A 17,781-nucleotide genomic window follows, 5' to 3' on the forward strand; every position below is an offset into this window, starting at 1 on the left:
AGTCACTTCATTGGAAGAAAGCAATCCGCGTGAATCAAGCTTGTGGTCTTCTGGGTGAGTTTGCTACCGCCGGGAAGGAGAAACCGTTGGTCTGTTTGTTGTTCTCGTGTTCGCTCGCGTTTGCTCGTGAAACTCAAGTCCTTTCCTGTTGCTTGCGTGCTCGCCTTCGGTGCCTGTTTGGCATCGTGCGGATGTCGTTTGCCGACGGGGCTGACGCGATCACGTTGGGCGATGGAGCATCCCGAGTACGCGAAAAAGTATGCGGATGGAGCACCAAAGTCGGATCCGCTTGGGAAGGTGAAACAAGCGAGCGATGCAAGGTTCTTGGCCGATGCGAAGGGCACTTACGTTTCAGCCGGTGCGGCTTATCGATCCAACACCGGCGCAGGCGGATCACTGGAAGTCGGCAGTGAATCGTATCTCACATCTTACATGACCCAGCGGATGTCCCTCGCCGCGACGGCGGGATGGGATCAGGCTTCCTTGGGCGTGGACACGGGACTTCGTTTGCAAACGCCCACGCGACTGGCGCCGTTTGTTGGGGTTGGCGGCTACGTCGGGATGAACTGGGAAACCGTCGAGGCGGATGACGACGGCATCGATAACGACGAAGACGGACACACGGACGAATTCGGCGAAGAAGACACCGAATATGATCTGGCGCTCGCTTCAATCTATCCCGAACTGGGCGCCCATTTTTGGTGGACACCCCAAGTGCGTTTGACGGGATTCGGTCGCTACTGGGTTACCACGAACGGGCGTGATTCCGATGCGTGGATCGTCGGTGGCGGTTTGGCAATTTTCCGCGACTGAATTTTGGCGGCTCAAAGGTCGTTCGAGACGAAATCAGTCCGTGGGTTGATCCCACAATCGATAGGGATCGTCCCATGATTGCATTTGGTGTAGCAGCAACGCTTCCATCTCTTTTCTTTTCTCCGCGAAGGCTTCGTTCTCCGCCAAATCAGTCTCCCATTCTGATTCACGGTGATGTTCGGGAAGGTACTCCAGCGGATTGGCCGCCAGATTGAACAACTGCGTTTCGCGGACGGAACCGTCGAGAACGTCGTACTTGATCAGTTTCCAATCGCCCTGTTTGACGCATCGCATTCCCGGTTTCGTCCCGCCGCAGTAAATACCAAACAAGACATCACGCAGAGTTTCTTGCTTGCCCTCAATCACGGGTCGAAGTGATCGACCTTCCAAGGTGGACGGTGCCTCAATGCCAGCCAAATCCACCAACGTCGGCAGCAAGTCCATCAGGTAGAGATTTCCGAGGGCTCGCTTGCCCGTTGGGATCGATGGTCCGGACAAGACAAATGGGACACGCCAAGTGTGTTCGTAGAGATTCTGTTTGCCTTGCAACCCATGGCGTCCAATCGCCATTCCATGGTCGGAGGTGTAAACAACATAGGTGTTTTGTAGTTCACCCATTTCTTCCAGTCGATTCAGAACCTTCCCGATTTGGATGTCGATGTTTTCACTGCAAGCGAATTCTCGACCGAGTTCATTGCGAATGGTGCGTTCGTCGCGACGCTCCCAAACGCCGCTGACGGCCACTTCGTCACGAAGATTCGGATGCCCGTGGTGAAACGGATGAGCGTCCAAGTGGTTTGGTGGAAGCGGAGGCTGCTTCGAATTTGCTGGTGGCAGTGAGTTCTTTTCCTTGTGGTTGATGGCGCCGTACTTGGCCAGTAGTTCCGGAGTTCCATCCCGTGTGTCGTGCGGATGCGAGAATCCGAAATAGATCAGGAAGGGATCGCGATCGGCTGCGGATTCACGCTGATTCAGATAATCCAGCACTTGTTTTCCGTGCCATGCACTGCCCGTTTCTTCGGTGCCGCCGCGTTTTGTCGCGTCGCGAACGACGGTGAATTGCTTGTTGGCGTCGGGGTAACTGTTTCCTTTCTTGCAGGTTCGCATTGTGTCGTAGCCAGCACGATTGAAGACGGCTGCCATCGAAAACTCGGGCAAATTCGCGGGAGCGAGTTCCGTGTCCGGGTAACGCACGCTCTTGTTTTGTTTCTTTGGATTTTTGGGCCGACGTTGCGGGATATGCCACACGGATCGCCCGGTCATGATCATGTGGCGAGATGGCGTGCAAACGGCACCAGACCATGCTCCCATGTGGTGGGCTCCATCGAACACCATGCCCGATGCGGCCAGGCGATCAATGTTGGGTGTGTCCAGCGGCGAGTCCGGGTTGTAGATTCTCAGGTCCAGCGGCGATTGGTCATCAACAACAATGACCAGAAAGTTAGGACGCTTCGACGGCGTATCGGTCGCTTTCGCGAAAGAGGACGCCAGCAGCGAAGTGGCGAGCAATCCAAGTAGGAGTTTGCGTGAAAGCATTGAATGGATTCCGTGAGGTGGGATGACGGATGGTGGGGAGTCAAGGTTGAGACGAGGCTTTGTTCAGTGCACGCCTTCGTCGTATTCCGCGGGGGTGATCCAGGTCAGGTCGTTCCAGTGCCCCGTGTCGTTGGGCTGAGTCTCGCCCGGCGTGGAACGTCCGCGGAGAACGATTTCAGTCAATGAATGCTGAAGTTGTTCGACCAAGGAAGCGTTCTCGGCAAGGACATTGTTCGATTCGGATAGATCGCGGCCCAAATGATAGAGCTCGCCCGGTTGGTCGCTTGCCGGTTTATCGCGTGCCCGGGGAGCGATCCATTTCCAATCGCCTTTTGTGATCGCGAATTCGCCTTTGATACCATGATTCACCAGCGGAACACGAACGTGTTGGTGCTCGGCGTCCGTCAAAATTTTCGCGAAGCTTTGGCTGTCTTCGCCCGCATTGTCTGGAATGGTTGCGCCCACTAACTCGGCGACGGTCGCGAGCAAATCGACTTGTCCCACCAAGGCATCGCTGACTCGACCGGGGCGATCAACTCCAGCGGGCCAACGCACTAGCATGGGCACCCGGTGTCCACCTTCGTAGATGTCTCGCTTGCCACCACGCAGTGGACCGTTGCTGTGATGTCCGAATTCTTCAATGCGTTGTTTCCATGATTTTTCAGGCCCGTTGTCACTGGTTAGGACGACCACCGTGTTTTCACTCAGGCCATGTTGGTCGAGAAACGCAAGCAGCCGCCCCACGTGATGATCCGTTTCGGTCATGAACTCGCCATAGCCACCACATTCGCCTTGTCCCCAAAACTCCGGCAAAGGACACACGGGATAATGGGGCGAAGTGAGCGGCAAATAAAGAAAGAACGGCTGTTGAGTCTCGTTCGGTTCGTTTGCGGTCACGTCTGAGCTAACGTTGCCGATCCAATCCATCGCTTCATCGGTGAATCGAGTCAGACACTGGTTATCGACAAAGTCTTCCGCGACTTCGATCGTGGTGTTTCTGAACTTTTGGCGGGCTTGTTGTTGCGTTTCCAAATACGGCGGACGGATGCGATAGTCGACGTGCCGCTTGTTGGGCTTTTTGCCACTCCACATGGTCGGCGGAACCTTCGCGTGTCGACCGTCAAACCAAGCGAGCACACCGTAGTTCAACGATGCGGGTATACCAAAGAAATGGTCGAACCCTTTGTCGAGCGGCATGTCGCGAATGGGTTGCGTCCAGTCACGATCGTTTGGCGGGCCGGGGAATTGCATCCCCAAGTGCCATTTGCCAACCATCCCGGTGCGATAACCCTGGTCACGAAGCAGGCTGGCCAAGGTCATTCGCCCGTCTTCGATCAAGCATTCACCTTCGGCCACCATCACACCGCGTTTGAGTCGTGTTCGCCAACTGTAGCGTCCGGTCAGTAGGCCATACCGTGAGGGCGTGCAAACCGCATCGCTGCTGTGCGCGTTGGTGAAGGCAATGCCTTCCTTGGCCAAACGGTCCATATTGGGAGTGGCGAATTTTGCATCGGGATTGAAGCATCCCACGTCGCCGAAGCCTTGGTCGTCGGTGTAGATGACGACAATGTTGGGACGCTGCAGTTTCGGCTTTTTGCCCGGTTCGGACGCACCACATGATCCAACGCCGATGGTTCCAAACAGCAGTCCGAGCAGCACTGTAAAAGCGTACCGAAGTGGACTTCGGCAGCGGCCGAAACGTGACGGGAGGCGGGGGGCAATAAACGACATGCGAGATCATCGGTGAGACAGCGGAATGGACGCGGCGGGACGAACGTAGGATTGTATTCCAATCCAATCGCTCCAACGCGGCATGTCGCAAATTCATCCGTTGATCAAGGCGTTTGAGGCTGAAGCCGTTCCGCGCGTTGAAAGTATCGGTCCGCTTCGGCTTGATTGCCCAAGGCACCATGCATCGCACCCATGTTGTAGGTGGCACTCAGATGGTTGGGAACTTGCTCAAGTACTTTCTCAAAGTATTCGATGGCGATCTTGGGTTGTTCCTGGTTGGCAGCGATCACGCCTAGGTTGTGCAAAGCACTGACGTCATCGGGCGATTCATGCAAGATGGCTTTCCAAGCAAGTGTCGATTCCTGCCAACGCTGATCGGACATCAGCACTCGGGCGAGGTTGGTTTTGTATTCCAGTCGCTCGGGATCCAATTGAATGGCTGTTTGGAATAGCTCGATAGCCTCGTCCACTCGGCCTTGGGCGGATCGCAGGGTCGCCAAATTGGCGTACGAGTTGGCGTGATTGGGATCGATCTCGATGGCTTGTTGAAGCGAAGCCTCAGACGATTCCAAGTCGCCCATCATTCCCTGAGTGGCACCCAATCCATTGAAGGCTTCAGCGAGGTTCGGATTGACCTCGGTGGCTTCTTGGTACAACGCGAGGGCTTCTTCCAAATCGCCCAGGTTCTGACGTGCTTGAGCCAAGTTGATCAGCGAGTCGGCAAAGTTGGGTTTGATCTCGATTGATCGGCGGAGGTGCGTTTCCGCTTCCAAGTAGTCTCCTCGACGATTTAGCAGAGCACCCAAGTTATTATGGGCGAGAAATGAATTTGGGTTCTTGTCCAAGGTGTCTCGCCAAAGAATCTCCAGCCCGCTGTAGATCGTGGATTGGCTGAAGGTGGTCGTGGCCAATAGCAACACTGCGCCAACAGAGACCATGATGGGAAGGAAACGGCCGATGCCAAAGGCCTCTTCATCGTCGTCGTCGTCACGCTGCAACCAAGTCGCGACCACGGAAACGATCAGTGCGATCAGCGGAACACTGGCCATGTAAGCAAAGTGGTCCGCGACAAACGAGAAACGCATGGGGTAGACGTCGAAGAATCCTAGTGCAGGAAATAGCGTTCCGGCGTACAGGAACACAGCGGCGGCGGGGCCACGTCCCAACCGATCTCGATAGGCAAACAACGCGATCATGACCGCGAACGCCGCAATCGGAAAAGCATTCTGCCACCAAATGCTGGAGTCAATTTCCCAGCGAGGATAGGTGAAGATCAGCTCAGCAGGCCAAACGATTTTGCCGGCGTAGAACCACAGTGCGCGTCCCGCGATGAGAACTCGTTCCCAGGGGCTAAGTTCCCAATCAATGCCGCTGGCCCCGACCTGATTTTTCTCTAACCAAACGGTCAACAATCCAAGACTGATTCCGATCACAAAGAACGGAATCAGAGGCAGGATATCGCTTCGCCGGATGGTTCCTCGCTTCCACCAAATCATGACCAGCAATGCGGCGGGAAGCGTCGACGCGACGGTCTTGCTGAACAATGCCGCGACGAAGCAAAACGATGCCAAGACATACCATCGCCGCGAACGATTCAAACCATCGGACTCTACCCGTGTGAAATCGCGAAAGTTCAACCAGCAAAGAATCGTCAGCAGGCTAAAAAGTCCAGACAGAACATTTTTGCGTTCGGTGATCCAAGCGACCGACTCAACATGCATGGGATGGACCGCGAACAGCAACGCTGCAACGTAAGCTCCGGGAATCGATAACTTCGACAACAATCGCCACAGCAACAATGCACTGACGCAATGAACGATGATGTTGACCAAGTGGTAACCCATGGGGTTCAAACCCCAGAGATGGTTTTCGATCCAAAACGTGCTGTGGACGATCGGGTAGTACTGCGGCGTCGCCGAGGGATTGGTCCAAATAGCGACCAGACCATCCAATGAATTCAACGTTGGGTTCTCGGTGACGTAGTCATCGTCGTCCCAGATGAATCCGCCTTGGATCGCGGGCAGGTAGGCCAGCATGGTGATCGCGATGAGTGCCAACCCGAGCAAGACTGAGTGCAAACGTTTGGTTGGTGCCGATTCCGTTTGTTGCGTTTCAGCGTTGCCGTCGGTGTCGCTGTCAGTGGTTGGCTGTGCCGAGGTTTCGCTCATGGTTGCGGGTCATTGGCCGAAGGAATGGGGCTTCCGTGAGGGTCTTTGTCCGGAGAATCCGTTTGGACGTCCAGTCGATCTTGCAATTGCCGGTCGGTGAAGTGCTCCAAGCGGTGGGCTTGTTGGTGAATTCGATCGCCTTCCAAATCGACGCGCGTGACCAAGTATTGTTCCCAAAGTCGGTGGGATCGAACCAGCGATTCGGCTTCGGACCGACCGAGTTCGGTGAGCGTCGGGACGAGGGTGGCTGATTCGTTGTCGCGACCGTCCATCACTCGCCGACGCCAAACATGGAATTTCAGCGCAAGCGAAATCGCGAATCGTTTGGTCAACAAGATGTCAGCCATCCAAGCGTTCAGGTCCTCACGCATTGCCATGGATTCCGCGAGCGGGCGTTCTTCCGTGGACCGTTCTTCCATTCGATAGAGCAGGGCCAGAACATCGTCCGTCAAAATGGTCCAACGTAGCCATTGCTTGCGAGTCCACTGTGGGATCAAGCCTCGCTTGGGCGAGAACAGGACGGCCAACGTGAAGGCGGCTCCCGTGGCAACCGCCATCATTCCGGCGGTGGTTGTGCTGCGGAAGCCAAACCAGGTGGGAACTTCTACCGCAGCGATGTGACCGGCCCAAGCGGAGACCGCGCCGATCACGCACGCCAATCCAATCATCATTCCCAAGCGGTCGGTGAGCAGGTAAGCCGTCGCGGCGGGGACCACCAGCATCGCAACCACCAGGATGTTGCCAACGCTTTCGAAGCAAGCCACCGCGGTGACGGCGACCAACGTCATCAAGACGTAGTGGATGACCTTCGCCGAAAAACCGCTGGAGGTGGCGAGTTCCGCGTCGAAGGTTGCCATCTTGAGTTCTTTGAAGAACAACAACACGAACGCCGCGTTGATCAGCGTCACGATGGATAGCACGACGACCACGCGTGGAACCCGCACCGAAGCCAAACCGGGCAGCGAAATCGTCCATCGGTCAAGCGGCGTCGATTCAATGGCGCCGTAGAGCACGCAGCCTGGATCCAGGTCCACGCGATCCGCGGCAAGCACGATCATGATCAATCCCGCGGCAAAGAGCGTCGTGAACACCACTCCCATCGAGGCGCCTTCGTCAACTTCACCCCGAACGTGAATCCAATCGGACAACAACGCTGTGAGCACGCCGACGATTACCGCGCCCAAGAACATCCATCCACTGCTGCGAGTGCCCGAGATCAAAAATGCGGCTGCCAGGCCGGGCAACACAGCGTGGCTGATGGCATCGCCCAGCAAACTCATTCGGCGCAAGACCAGGAAGCAACCCAGCAGCGAAGAAGAGACTGCGCAGAGCATGCCGGCCACAACGATCCAGCCATCCAGTTGCCAGCTCCAATCCACCGACCAGTCGAATCCGCTTTGTGCCGGAGGAATCATGAGGGGACTCCTTCGGCAGACTTTGCATGAGGGTCCGTTGGCATCCGGCGTTCGCCAAGTTCCGCGTTCAGCAGCGACTCCAACTCCGCAACCGTTTCTGGATCCAAGACGTGTTCAATCGCATCCGCGTCCCGGTCCACCCGTTGAGGAGCGATGTCGGCGTGGTGGATCAAGTAGAGTTCCCACAATCGGTGTCGCCGGGTCAAACGTCTGGCTTCGGTTTCACCGCGTTCCGTCAATGCGAACTCCATCTTGGTGATGTTTTCGCTGATCCAACCGTCCTTGGACGCATGTTCCAAAATGCGTCGCAAGCGTTTCTTGGACCAACTGCGAGCTTGCAGCAATTCTTCCCAGGAAACAGCCAGCCTCTGTGGATCATTCTCAAACAGTTCATACAATTCGCGCAGAAGGTGTTGGCGATCGATGCTGGCGTTGAGCGATTGACGTCGCCAGATCCGAATCAGTAAGCCGCGCCGTGCGCCGACAAAGAAGCTGACTAGAAAACCAAGCCCCGTGGCCAGCACGATCATCGCTCCGCTGGGCAATCGCGGCAGCATGGCGCTGGCGGCGGCTCCCACCAGACACCCCGTCATGCCGATCAGTGACGAAAGCACGATCATCCAAATCAGCCGGTCCGTCCAAAAACGAGCCGAGGCGGCGGGAATGACCAGCAACGCGATGACGAGCACCAATCCAACCGCCTGCAGTCCCACGATCGTGATCACCACCACGACGGTCATCAATCCGGCGTCCAGCAAGACCACGGGATAGCCGCGCGATCCCGCGAAAGCTTCATCGAAGCACAGCAGTTTGAATTCTTTGAACAAACCCAAGCAGATCACCACGCACAACAACGATGCGCCGCCGATCAACCAAGCATCGCTGGAGACCATCGAGGCCGTTTTGCCGTAGATGAACGATTCCAAGCCGGCTTTGTTGCCGTTTTTCATCTGTTGGGCGATGCCCAGCAATTCCAAACCCAACCCAAAGAAAACGCTGAGGACGATTCCGAGTGCTGCGTCCTCTTTGATCCGAGTGCCACGCCGAATGATCAGGATGGAAGCGATACCAAACAGCCCTGAAATCGTGGCGCCCAACAACAGGACCGGCAACGATCGACCGTTGCCTCCCATTGCCGTCACCCACAAGAAAGCGATTGCGATCCCGGGCAGTGCCGCGTGCGCGAGGGCGTCTCCGACCAGGGCACGTCGACGCAGCAACGTGAAGCACCCCACCAAGCCAGCGGCGAACCCAAGCATCGCGGCGCCCAGGATCACCACGCGAGTGTTGTGATCCTGCAGGCTGATCACACGCCACAGTTGCTCGCCCATCAGATCGAACGTTCCCGCCGACGCATCGCTTCGGTGGCCTCGTCCAGCAACGTCAAGCGGCCACCATAGGTTTTTTGCAGGTTTTCACTGGTGAACACGTCTTCCGTTTTGCCGGCAGCAACGACTCTCATGTTCAGAAGCACGACGTAGTCGAAGTAGTCCGGCACGGATTGCAAATCGTGATGGATGACCACCGCCGTTTTTCCATCGGCCCGCATCTGACGAAGCAAGTCGATGATGGCTGCTTCCGTTGCCGCATCCACCGCGGCCAGAGGTTCGTCCATCAAATACAGGTCCGCGTCTTGGACGAGCGCGCGCGCCAGGAATGTGCGTTGTTGCTGTCCGCCAGAAAGCTGGCTGATCTGTCGGTTGGCCAAATCAGCAATGCCGACCCGTGCCAGCGCATCGCGTGCGATGTCGCGATGTTTCTTTCGCACCGGCATGCACCAACCCAAACGGCGATACAGTCCCATCGTCACCACATCGAGAGCATCGACAGGGAAGTCCCAATCAACACTTTCACGTTGCGGGACGTAACCAACACGTCCGCGTGATTTGGCGTAGGGCTCGCCAAAGACTTCGACACGACCGGACGCTCGTGGGATCAAGTCCATGACGGCTTTGAGCAGGGTGCTTTTGCCCGCGCCATTGGGTCCGACAATGCCCACCAAATTTCCGGCGGGGATTTCCAACTCCACGTCCCAAATCACCGGTTTACGGTGATAGGCAACGGTTAGATCATCCACCTTCAACGCGATGGAATCCGGCTGCGTTTGGGCTGCGGAACGATTGTCCGAGATGGGGGCGTCTGCAATTAGTTCGTCTGCGGCGGGACCGGAGGGGGTGACGGAGTTCATGGAAGAGATGGATGAGTCAGTGAACCGGGTCAGTCGTTGTTCGACGTGGAATGTGTCGACGCTTCCATGCTGAGTTTGCCACGCAGGCCCCGCTCGGGAGCCTCACCGCCCAAGGCACGGGTGATCGTGGTCACATTGTGATCAATCATGCCTGGATAGGTACCTTCGTAAGTGTCTGCATCGCCCGCGGAATCCGAAAACAGCTCGCCCCCGATGACGACTTCGTGCCCACGAGATTTGGCGCCCGCGATCAAGGCTTGGATGCTTTTGCCGTTGACGCTGGTTTCGACGAAGACGGCGGGGACCTTTTTCTCAATGATCAAATCCACCAACTGATTGATGCGCTGCAGACCCGCTTCGGAGTCCGTTGAGATTCCCTGCACTCCCATGACTTCGATGTCATAGGCTCGGCCCAAGTATCCAAACGCGTCATGTGACGTGATCAGGATGCGTTGTTCTTCCGGGATCGTGGCGAGCGTCGCTTTTGCGTCCTTTGCCAGTTGCTCAAGGTCCGCTTGATACTGTTTCGCGTTTTGCTGGAACTCGGTTTTCTGGGCGGGCAGTTCCTTCGAAAGCACTTGAGCGACTTCGTCGGCGGTGGTCGCCCAAAGCTCGACGTCGAACCAAACATGCGGGTCAGGGTGGCCGGTTTGCTCCGTGCCGGACAGAAGCTTGCTTGAATCCACTCCATCGGTGATCGCGTGAACCGGTTTGGGGGCACCCAGCGATCCATCGCCGACCTTCGCCAAGGTGTCCGTCATCTTCCCTTCGAGCATCAAACCCGAATAGAACACCACGTCGGCATCGACAATCAGCCTCACATCGTCCGTAACGACTTTGTACAAGTGCGGGTCCACGCCGGGGCCTAGCAAGACTTGAACTTCGATGTTGTCGCCACCAACGGCTTTCACCACGTCCCCGACCATGGTGGTGGTGGCCAAGACTCTCAGCTTGCCCGTTTTGGGAGCTGGCTTGGGTTGAGTGCAGCCGATGACCGGCAACAAAGCTATGACGACGCCTAAGTGGCCGATCCACGAGGCTGAAAAACGAAACGATGTTTGGGTTGGTGTCATGAATGGTTGGATTTGCGCTCGCGAAGCCACTGTTCGACGGCGATGCGGTTGGATGGAAACGCCATGTTGTTGAGTTCACGTTTGGTGGGAACACACCATCGGTAATCGCTCAGTTCGGTCGGTTCGAGTTCGACTGAGTCCTCGTTTTCCACTTGGCAAACAAAGAACAGATCCACGACGTCGGCGGTGACGCCTTGGTAGGTGTAGTGATTGGGTCCCGTGGTCAGAAGCCGCATGCTCGCAATGGTCAACTGAGTTTCTTCGGTGACCTCGCGACGCAGTGCGTCCTCGATCGATTCTCCTCGATCAACGAATCCTCCCGGAAGTCCCCACTGGCCTCTTCCTGGATCACGAGCCCGCCGTACCAGCAGCAATTCTTGGTCCTGGTTGACGATCAAACCTCCGACCGCCGCGACGGGACCGAAGAAAAAAGCGAACCCGCATTGCTCACAGCGAAACGGAATCGTTCCCGGAGACTGATTGGGTGCCTGACAAGAAGGACAGAATCGAAAAGCGTCTTCGATTGCTTCTTCGGATGCGGGACGAGGTGTGGATCGAGAACGAACACCTTTCGCGGTCGATTTGCGAACGGATTTTTTAGCGGCCTTTCGTGATGTGGTCGATTTGCGTGCGTGCGGGGAAACCGAGGATTGCTTCGCGGATTTTTTGGCTGACTTTTTGGTGGACTTTTTTCCGCTCTTCTTGACCGACTTTCGCTGGGACTTGGTTTTGGTTTGGGTGTTGGCGGACGCCTTGCGAGACTTCTTGGAAGACTTGCGAACGGTGGAGACGCTCGATTTCTTTTTCATCACTGGTCCTCGCTTTCCGACGCCGTGTCACTCGAAGTGGGCTCTTCGTTCATGGAGAAAGCCGTGATGGATTCGGTGTGGTAGTGAGCGGCTCGCAAAACGCCGGCCCCGCTCAGTCGCGAACCCAACGTGCGAAGCTCGTCTACCGAATGGATCACGCCCATGCCAAAGGATTCGATCACGTCGTCCTCCAATTGGCAGTGGACCAAGACATGACCGTCGGCGATCAATTGGTTCCATTGCCGTGCCAGTGGCGTCTCCGCATCCCAGGACCGGAAGGCGGTGTCTTGATCGAGCGAGGCTTCATTGCCGGGTTGGTCGTCAGAATCATCTTCGTTGCTTTCAATGCCCGTGATCCCCTGCCCCAACTCTCGCGACCAAACGGGATCCGGTGCGGCGGCCACTTCGGACCAGAGCACGATTGTTCCGCCGGGGGTCACGTGACGTCCGGCCGCGATGGCAGCGCGTGCCAAGTTCACCCAAGTCTGCGAGGCCGCGTCACCGTCCAATGCGGCAACGACCAAATCGGCCGTGGGGACGGTTTCACTGATGCTGGATTGGTCTTGATTGGGTGATTCGGCCGCGTCCCATGATTCCGCGTCGGCTGTTTCGCCACTGGCGTATAGGTTGGTCAATTCGTGTCGCAATGCGTCCGGCGTTCCGGCAACCAAACGCCCCAGTTCGCCAGCAGCATCGGCCGATGCCAACATCATGACTTGAACGCCAAGCAACCAAGCGGCTTCAGATGGTTCCGTGGTCTTGCCCGTTTGATAGCGATGCTGGGTCGCCGCGTCAGCAAACAGCGGGAAGATCCCCGTCGGGTCAATGTTGTTAATCGCGTCGCGAGCCCGCGCGGACAAGATCGGCAAAGTGAAATCGGCGTCGACCAAGTCTTTGGCAATGTAGACCGCTTCGGCGTTCTCATCCGCCACGATGTACCGCAAACTTTCACGACGGTGTGGTTGATGCCGAACGACCTCGACGTTCAACGGCTTCAGTGTGTCGGTGTTGTTGGCGACACCATCGAGTTCGTCTTCCAATTCTTTCGCGAACGCTTCGCTGGCTTCGCTCCACAGCACCACGCTGACTCGACCCGCATTGGCTCGCCCCAGTAAGTTCAGCACCCCTCTTAGAACGTCGTTCAAACGCGGGACGTTGGGATCCACCGCCAACGCCACGTGATCCCCTGGAACGATCGCTTCCACGATCGTCGGAAAGTCAGCCGGAGTCTGCAGCATCGTTGTGGCCAGCTGCGCGATCGCTTCTGGGGAATCGTTAACGGGCTGCGACCGGGCGGAAAACGAGCCTGCCACCGCGGCGGGACGCAATTCCCACAATTCACCTTCCACCGCTCCGCGATACTGTTGGGCCGAAACGACAGGCAGAGAAACACGCTTCATAAGACAAATGGTTTAGGATGATTGGTGGCGATGATGGTTCGGCGAATTGGCGGGATCAGTTGGGGTTTCAATCCAACGTGCGACAACTTCGACCAGGTGGCGACGGCTTTCGTGGATCGATTGACGCGCTGGTGATCGTTCAATCCGAGATGCAAACACGCTGCATCGGCAAGGCCGCGAAAACTGTTGGGACGGAAGCAGCACCGGATTGCGGAGGTCACTGGTACCGATTGGCGTGCATTTCCATCCTGTTTTTGCCCAAGCAGCGCCCAAAGCACCCTCGGGACGATCTGACCGAATGACGTTATGGTATCGAATCGCGGTTGATTGGGTGACCCCAGCCGGCTCCGTTGGGGGCAGCCTCGCCCAATTCGCGACAGGCGGCTCTTCTTCTCCATTCTGGGTTTTCCAATGACGCAAATTCTCGCTGAACAGCCTTTGGTGCTTTCGATCCTGTTGGGGGTTTTGGCCATCGGTTTGATCTATGGATGGCTGCAAACGGGCATGAAGTCCTTGGCGATCACGGGTTTGGTTTGTGCCGCGCTGATCCCAGTGGCTTGGGTGATCGCCAGAAATTGGGTGACAGACGAAGAACGAATTGAGCAGCTCATCTACGACGTTGCCAAAGCGGTGGAAGAAGAACGCTACGACGAAGTCCTGGAGCTAATCGGGGCTGACCAAACCAAGTCCCAAGCGGGGGCCGAATTGCCACGCTACGAATTTGACGAAGCCAAGGTGGGCAATATCCGATCAATCCAAATGGTCGAAGGTGCGTCACCACCACAGGCCAACGTGGACATGTTGGTGAAGGTCGTTGTGAGCGAGAAGCGAGGATCGATCAAGAACGTGTCGGTACCGCGACGATTGATGTTGACCTTTGAAAAGAGCGGCGACCCCAACGCGAAACATGGCGGATGGTTGGTGATCAAGTACGCACACATGCCGCCCGTTGGGAAACCTGACGCTTACTCCACGGGAAGCTTCCAGTGAGCCAGTTCGCACAACCAATGCCGTCACCTTTGAACGAGCAGCACACTTATCCCGGAAAATTGATCACGCTGGACGGGATCGATGGCGTGGGAAAAACATCGCAGATCGAGATTCTTGCCGAGCGTCTTCGATCGGAAGGTCACGAAGTGATGTGCGTGCGTGACCCGGGATCCACTGAACTGGGGACTCGTTTGCGAGCGATGTTGCTGGACAGCGATTTGGAAATGCATCGACGCACCGAGGCGATGCTGTTCATGGCCAGCCGCTGCGAGATGATCGAATCCACCTTGCGTCCGGCACTTGCCGACGGGGTCATCGTCATCAGCGATCGATTTTTGCTCGCCAACGTGGTGTACCAGAGTGTTGGCGGGGACGTGAAGTCGGAACTTCTCTGGCAGATGGGGCGTTTGGCTTGTGGAGGCGTGCAACCTGACACCACATTGTTGTTGGACTTGCCCGCCGAAATTTCAATGCAACGCGTCGGTGGCGAAAAGGACCGCATGGAATCTCGCGGCATGGATTACATGGCAAAGGTACGGCAAGCCTTCCTGCGGGAGCTATCCAATGCCGGTGGCCAAACGTACGTCATCGATGCATCGGGAACGATTGAAGAGGTCGCCGCCTCCATCGCCAACATTGATTTGTTGTGAGTCGATTGGAACTGTGTCGTTAATGGCTGAATACCGATTTTTTCCGTCTGGTTCGATCGTCAAGTGACTAACATCGACTCACATCGTCGCGAAGGGGCAATGTCTCATTCCGGGAAGGTGTATTCTGGGTTGGCTGGATCAAAATCCAAGTCGGTCAGTTTGGGATTCAAAACCAAATCGTGGTACTCGTAGGATTCGATCAACGGTGGTGCATCACCTTCGGTTTCCGGCCAGCCGAAACTGCGGAAGCTGACAATCAGTTGACGCTCCTCATCGATCACCACTTCCGCCAGCGAGAAATCATCGGGTTGGTCGGATGGCGATGCCCGCTGAATTTGCAGCAGCGTCAACGGTTTGCCGTCAAACTTGTGTCTCGGAGTTCGGATCACGCGAACGTCGGGATTATCGATGTCGCGCGAGCCGCGTTCGATCAATTTTTCAACCAAATTGGTCAGACCAATTTCGGTGATCGGATAACGCTGACCACGCATCGCCAAAAAGTTGGTCGGATCCAATTTCGCAGTCATCATGCTGCCGATGAATCCCGCTTCGCGGACCAACATCTGTCCGTCGTTTTGGTCTTCAATCCAAATCACCTCGCGCCCCTTGGCTGATTCCGGTGTTTCGAAACGCAAGTAGGCTCGCAGGCCTTGTCCGGTCTCGCCGCCCACATGCCGTGTTTGGATCTTCATGAACATTTCGGACGGTTCTTGCAGCACCCCGCTTCGATCCTGTTCGTGCTTGATCATGCGAGTCGTGTAGCCGTCGACGTGTTCGATCAAGTGTTGCAGCGATCCTTCCGCCAATTTCAACACTTCCGCCATCGCCACTTCTTGTGACTCATTTTCGGCGTTGGAGGAAGCCTCACCGCCGGAATTCGCCACCGAACCGATCGAAGTGGGCGCGACCGCGGTGGTGTTTGGCTTGCCCGGCCCGCGAAGAAACCATCCGACCGCGATTCCCAAAACGAAGCAAACGGCAGCGATGCCGAATGTACGCGGGTTTCGTGTCGATCCGCTATCGAGTGAATCGGTTTCGGTGGTGGGTGTCTCGGAGGTCATGACGTCGATCGATCGAAGAGGAGCAAGAAAAAACCTCCTTGAATCAGCCTGTCGCAGGATGACCCAAGGAGGTTGGAATTGGTTGCCGATTCAAGCCCGAAACGTGTCGGAGCTTGAAATCGGACTCAGATCAGAAGCCTTGGTTTATCTTGGCTTGCTGGGCTTGGCGTGCTGCGGCTCCGATGGCTTGCAGCATTCCGTCGCCAACGATGATCCGGCTGACCTGGCCGTTTTCGATGGCTTCTGAAACGATTCGCAACTCGCCCGCGTCGTCGGCACGCGAAAGGGCATCGATCATGGCCGCGATGGCGTCGTTGTTTTCAATCGATTGAGCGAATTGAAGGATCGGCATCAGGTTGACCTGCATTTGCATCAGCGTGCTGCCCGAAGGAGCGACTGGCGAACCTTCCGAGTCGATCATCTGTTTCATCAGCGGAACGCTGGCGTCGCCCAAAGCAACGTACAGGGACTTTGGACCGGTGCCGATGTGCACGCGAACTTGATCACCGAAGATCTTTTGAACTTCGTCTTCGCTGGCGGGCACGTCGGCGGAAATCAGGTGCATGTTGACGCCTTTGTAGTTGTCAACGTCGAACTCGAAGTTCGGTGCATCGCCGTGACCCTGGACCTTGGCAGCAATGTCTTTGACGATGCTGGCGGCTTCTCCACCGTCCGATACAAACGATCCCAAAGCGAACTGAAGTTTGTTGGCATCGGTCAGCAACAATGCACCGAAGTCCGACTTGCCTTCCTTCGCGGAATCCATGATCAATTCCACCACGCGACGAATCATGTCCGTGGCTTCGGCACGCTCTTCTTCGCTGAGCTTGTCGGTTTGGCTCAGGGCCGATTTGACCATTTGCAGAGCGCCGTCGATGCTGGTTTGAGCTTGCTCCAAAGCTTCGGGGCCGATCGAGCCTGCGAAGTGAACGTAGCCGGCGGCGTCTTCACGAATGACGCTGCTGTAAGCCGATGGAATTGGCTTTTGGCCTTCGTAGATACGAGCCAATTTGGTTCCGGCAACGGCGGTGAACTCGGTTTCCAACAGGATGCGGCGATTGGTGGAATCGATGTCGATACCGATCATCAATTCTTCAGTTTGGTCGATGACCTGTTCCAGTTGCTCGATCGATTGTGCGGCGTATTCCAGCGAAGCGTCATCCGCGTTGGGTTGTTGCTTCATGGCTTGGTCGAACCCTTGACGGATTTGACCAATCAGAGCGGCACGCATGCCCGGTGGCACTTGTTGAACGGCCAAGCGAACGCCGATGTCGAAATCGGCTCCCATCTCACCGATGATGGCGGATGGGTCCGCGGGAGCACGGTCCAACACGCTGCGGTTGCGAGCCAGAACGGCCCAGTTCCCAACTTGGCGAATGAACACGGTGTTGGCTCCGATGGCGATCACCATCGTGCCGTCGTCCAATTCGTCCGCGGGCCCAACTTGAGCTTCCATGCGTTTCAGCACGGTTTTCACGTTTGCCGTTGGCAACATCGCGATCGGTTCGGGGGCACCGTCGATCAATGGCACGACCACGCCAATCGGTTGATTGGTGTCGATGCCTTGTGTGAACGTGCCTGCCATCATGGCGAACATGCCGCCGAGTTGAGGCTGCCCAATGGCACCGCTGAAGTAATTCAGATCGCGGGTCAGTTGATCAATGCTGCCCAGCGTGACAACAACGACGGGATCGGTGGTTTGTCCAGCGACAGCACTGCCGCCACCGGGTGTCAATTTTTCTTGAGCGGTCACCGATTGCAGCGGTGCGGCCATACCGGCCAAGGCGACCAACGCGGCCAAGCCAAACGTGGCCAATCGAGAAACGCCCTGGCGGGCGGGTTGGAAACGGGCGTACGACAATCTCACGGGTGCGTCCTTTGGTCGGATCCAAATGGAAATTGATAGGCAAGAGCTTCAACTGTAGGGCTGTGTTCACTTTGGAACAG

The 17,781-nt window shown here is 56.5% G+C and carries 15 protein-coding genes; 4 read left to right on the forward strand and 11 right to left on the reverse strand.

Annotated features, from left to right (window positions below):
* The first annotated feature begins 126 nt into the window (after positions 1 to 126).
* Positions 127 to 813: a hypothetical protein gene (locus tag LOC70_RS07730; RefSeq protein ID WP_230253031.1), complete on the forward strand. Its 687-nt coding sequence runs from the start codon at positions 127 to 129 to the stop codon at positions 811 to 813.
* Positions 814 to 846: 33 nt separating this feature from the next.
* Here LOC70_RS07730 and LOC70_RS07735 read toward each other — a convergent pair whose 3' ends face one another.
* From LOC70_RS07735 to LOC70_RS07775, 9 genes are all read right to left on the reverse strand, one after another.
* Positions 847 to 2,349, reverse strand: a complete 1,503-nt coding sequence (locus LOC70_RS07735; protein WP_230253032.1) for a sulfatase-like hydrolase/transferase — start codon at positions 2,347 to 2,349, stop codon at positions 847 to 849.
* A gap of 63 nt (positions 2,350 to 2,412) precedes the next feature.
* A complete protein-coding gene (locus LOC70_RS07740; RefSeq protein WP_230253033.1) occupies positions 2,413 to 4,080 on the reverse strand; it encodes a sulfatase family protein in 1,668 nt (555 codons plus the stop codon).
* 104 nt (positions 4,081 to 4,184) lie between these two features.
* Entirely contained in the window at positions 4,185 to 6,248 is a 2,064-nt protein-coding gene (locus tag LOC70_RS07745) for a tetratricopeptide repeat protein (RefSeq protein ID WP_230253034.1), read from the reverse strand.
* On the reverse strand, positions 6,245 to 7,663 hold the full coding sequence (locus LOC70_RS07750) for a metal ABC transporter permease (protein WP_230253035.1): 1,419 nt from the start codon (positions 7,661 to 7,663) through the stop codon (positions 6,245 to 6,247). Before LOC70_RS07750 ends, LOC70_RS07745 begins: the two co-directional genes overlap by 4 nt.
* Complete coding sequence (locus LOC70_RS07755; protein ID WP_230253036.1) at positions 7,660 to 8,994, reverse strand: metal ABC transporter permease; 1,335 nt, start codon at positions 8,992 to 8,994, stop codon at positions 7,660 to 7,662. The genes LOC70_RS07750 and LOC70_RS07755 overlap by 4 nt, the downstream gene beginning before the upstream one ends.
* Complete coding sequence (locus LOC70_RS07760) at positions 8,994 to 9,851, reverse strand: metal ABC transporter ATP-binding protein (RefSeq protein WP_230253037.1); 858 nt, start codon at positions 9,849 to 9,851, stop codon at positions 8,994 to 8,996. The genes LOC70_RS07755 and LOC70_RS07760 overlap by 1 nt, the downstream gene beginning before the upstream one ends.
* A 29-nt stretch (positions 9,852 to 9,880) precedes the next feature.
* A complete protein-coding gene (locus LOC70_RS07765) occupies positions 9,881 to 10,924 on the reverse strand; it encodes a metal ABC transporter solute-binding protein, Zn/Mn family (protein ID WP_230253038.1) in 1,044 nt (347 codons plus the stop codon).
* Complete coding sequence (locus LOC70_RS07770) at positions 10,921 to 11,733, reverse strand: NUDIX hydrolase (RefSeq protein ID WP_230253039.1); 813 nt, start codon at positions 11,731 to 11,733, stop codon at positions 10,921 to 10,923. Before LOC70_RS07770 ends, LOC70_RS07765 begins: the two co-directional genes overlap by 4 nt.
* On the reverse strand, positions 11,733 to 13,133 hold the full coding sequence (locus tag LOC70_RS07775) for a transcriptional regulator (RefSeq protein ID WP_230253040.1): 1,401 nt from the start codon (positions 13,131 to 13,133) through the stop codon (positions 11,733 to 11,735). Before LOC70_RS07775 ends, LOC70_RS07770 begins: the two co-directional genes overlap by 1 nt.
* A gap of 17 nt (positions 13,134 to 13,150) precedes the next feature.
* On the opposite strand from LOC70_RS07775, the gene LOC70_RS07780 reads away from it, so the two are divergent.
* The 3 genes from LOC70_RS07780 (at position 13,151) to tmk (ending at position 14,773) form a co-directional block, all read left to right on the forward strand.
* Positions 13,151 to 13,435 carry a hypothetical protein gene (locus tag LOC70_RS07780; protein WP_230253041.1) on the forward strand — a complete coding sequence of 95 codons (285 nt, stop codon included), beginning with the start codon at positions 13,151 to 13,153 and terminating at the stop codon, positions 13,433 to 13,435.
* 109 nt (positions 13,436 to 13,544) lie between these two features.
* On the forward strand, positions 13,545 to 14,123 hold the full coding sequence (locus LOC70_RS07785) for a hypothetical protein (RefSeq protein ID WP_230253042.1): 579 nt from the start codon (positions 13,545 to 13,547) through the stop codon (positions 14,121 to 14,123).
* A 17-nt stretch (positions 14,124 to 14,140) separates the two neighbouring features.
* Complete coding sequence (tmk, locus tag LOC70_RS07790) at positions 14,141 to 14,773, forward strand: dTMP kinase (protein WP_255715788.1); 633 nt, start codon at positions 14,141 to 14,143, stop codon at positions 14,771 to 14,773.
* 104 nt (positions 14,774 to 14,877) lie between these two features.
* Here the strand turns inward: tmk and LOC70_RS07795 are convergent, their stop codons facing one another.
* Together LOC70_RS07795 and LOC70_RS07800 are read right to left on the reverse strand one after the other, a co-directional pair.
* Positions 14,878 to 15,834 carry a DUF1571 domain-containing protein gene (locus tag LOC70_RS07795; protein ID WP_230253044.1) on the reverse strand — a complete coding sequence of 319 codons (957 nt, stop codon included), beginning with the start codon at positions 15,832 to 15,834 and terminating at the stop codon, positions 14,878 to 14,880.
* 130 nt (positions 15,835 to 15,964) lie between these two features.
* Positions 15,965 to 17,701 (reverse strand): hypothetical protein, encoded by a 1,737-nt coding sequence (locus LOC70_RS07800; RefSeq protein ID WP_230253045.1) that lies wholly within the window; start codon positions 17,699 to 17,701, stop codon positions 15,965 to 15,967.
* Between the last annotated feature and the right edge of the window lie 80 nt (positions 17,702 to 17,781).

The sequence above is a fragment of the Rhodopirellula halodulae genome (assembly GCF_020966775.1).
In the GTDB taxonomy this organism is placed as follows: Bacteria; Planctomycetota; Planctomycetia; order Pirellulales; family Pirellulaceae; genus Rhodopirellula; species Rhodopirellula halodulae.

Excerpts from the sequence above, each read along its gene's own strand:
- LOC70_RS07735 (WP_230253032.1), bottom strand. The coding sequence starts at position 2,349 with ATGCTTTCACGCAAACTCCTACTTGGATTGCTCGCCACTTCGCTGCTG.
- LOC70_RS07745 (WP_230253034.1), bottom strand. The coding sequence starts at position 6,248 with ATGAGCGAAACCTCGGCACAGCCAACCACTGACAGCGACACCGACGGC.
- tmk (WP_255715788.1), top strand. The coding sequence starts at position 14,141 with ATGCCGTCACCTTTGAACGAGCAGCACACTTATCCCGGAAAATTGATC.
- LOC70_RS07765 (WP_230253038.1), bottom strand. The coding sequence starts at position 10,924 with ATGACACCAACCCAAACATCGTTTCGTTTTTCAGCCTCGTGGATCGGC.
- LOC70_RS07750 (WP_230253035.1), bottom strand. The coding sequence starts at position 7,663 with ATGATTCCTCCGGCACAAAGCGGATTCGACTGGTCGGTGGATTGGAGC.
- LOC70_RS07795 (WP_230253044.1), bottom strand. The coding sequence starts at position 15,834 with ATGACCTCCGAGACACCCACCACCGAAACCGATTCACTCGATAGCGGA.
- LOC70_RS07775 (WP_230253040.1), bottom strand. The coding sequence starts at position 13,133 with ATGAAGCGTGTTTCTCTGCCTGTCGTTTCGGCCCAACAGTATCGCGGA.
- LOC70_RS07770 (WP_230253039.1), bottom strand. The coding sequence starts at position 11,733 with ATGAAAAAGAAATCGAGCGTCTCCACCGTTCGCAAGTCTTCCAAGAAG.
- LOC70_RS07755 (WP_230253036.1), bottom strand. The coding sequence starts at position 8,994 with ATGGGCGAGCAACTGTGGCGTGTGATCAGCCTGCAGGATCACAACACT.
- LOC70_RS07740 (WP_230253033.1), bottom strand. The coding sequence starts at position 4,080 with ATGTCGTTTATTGCCCCCCGCCTCCCGTCACGTTTCGGCCGCTGCCGA.
- LOC70_RS07760 (WP_230253037.1), bottom strand. The coding sequence starts at position 9,851 with ATGAACTCCGTCACCCCCTCCGGTCCCGCCGCAGACGAACTAATTGCA.
- LOC70_RS07780 (WP_230253041.1), top strand. The coding sequence starts at position 13,151 with ATGATTGGTGGCGATGATGGTTCGGCGAATTGGCGGGATCAGTTGGGG.
- LOC70_RS07785 (WP_230253042.1), top strand. The coding sequence starts at position 13,545 with ATGACGCAAATTCTCGCTGAACAGCCTTTGGTGCTTTCGATCCTGTTG.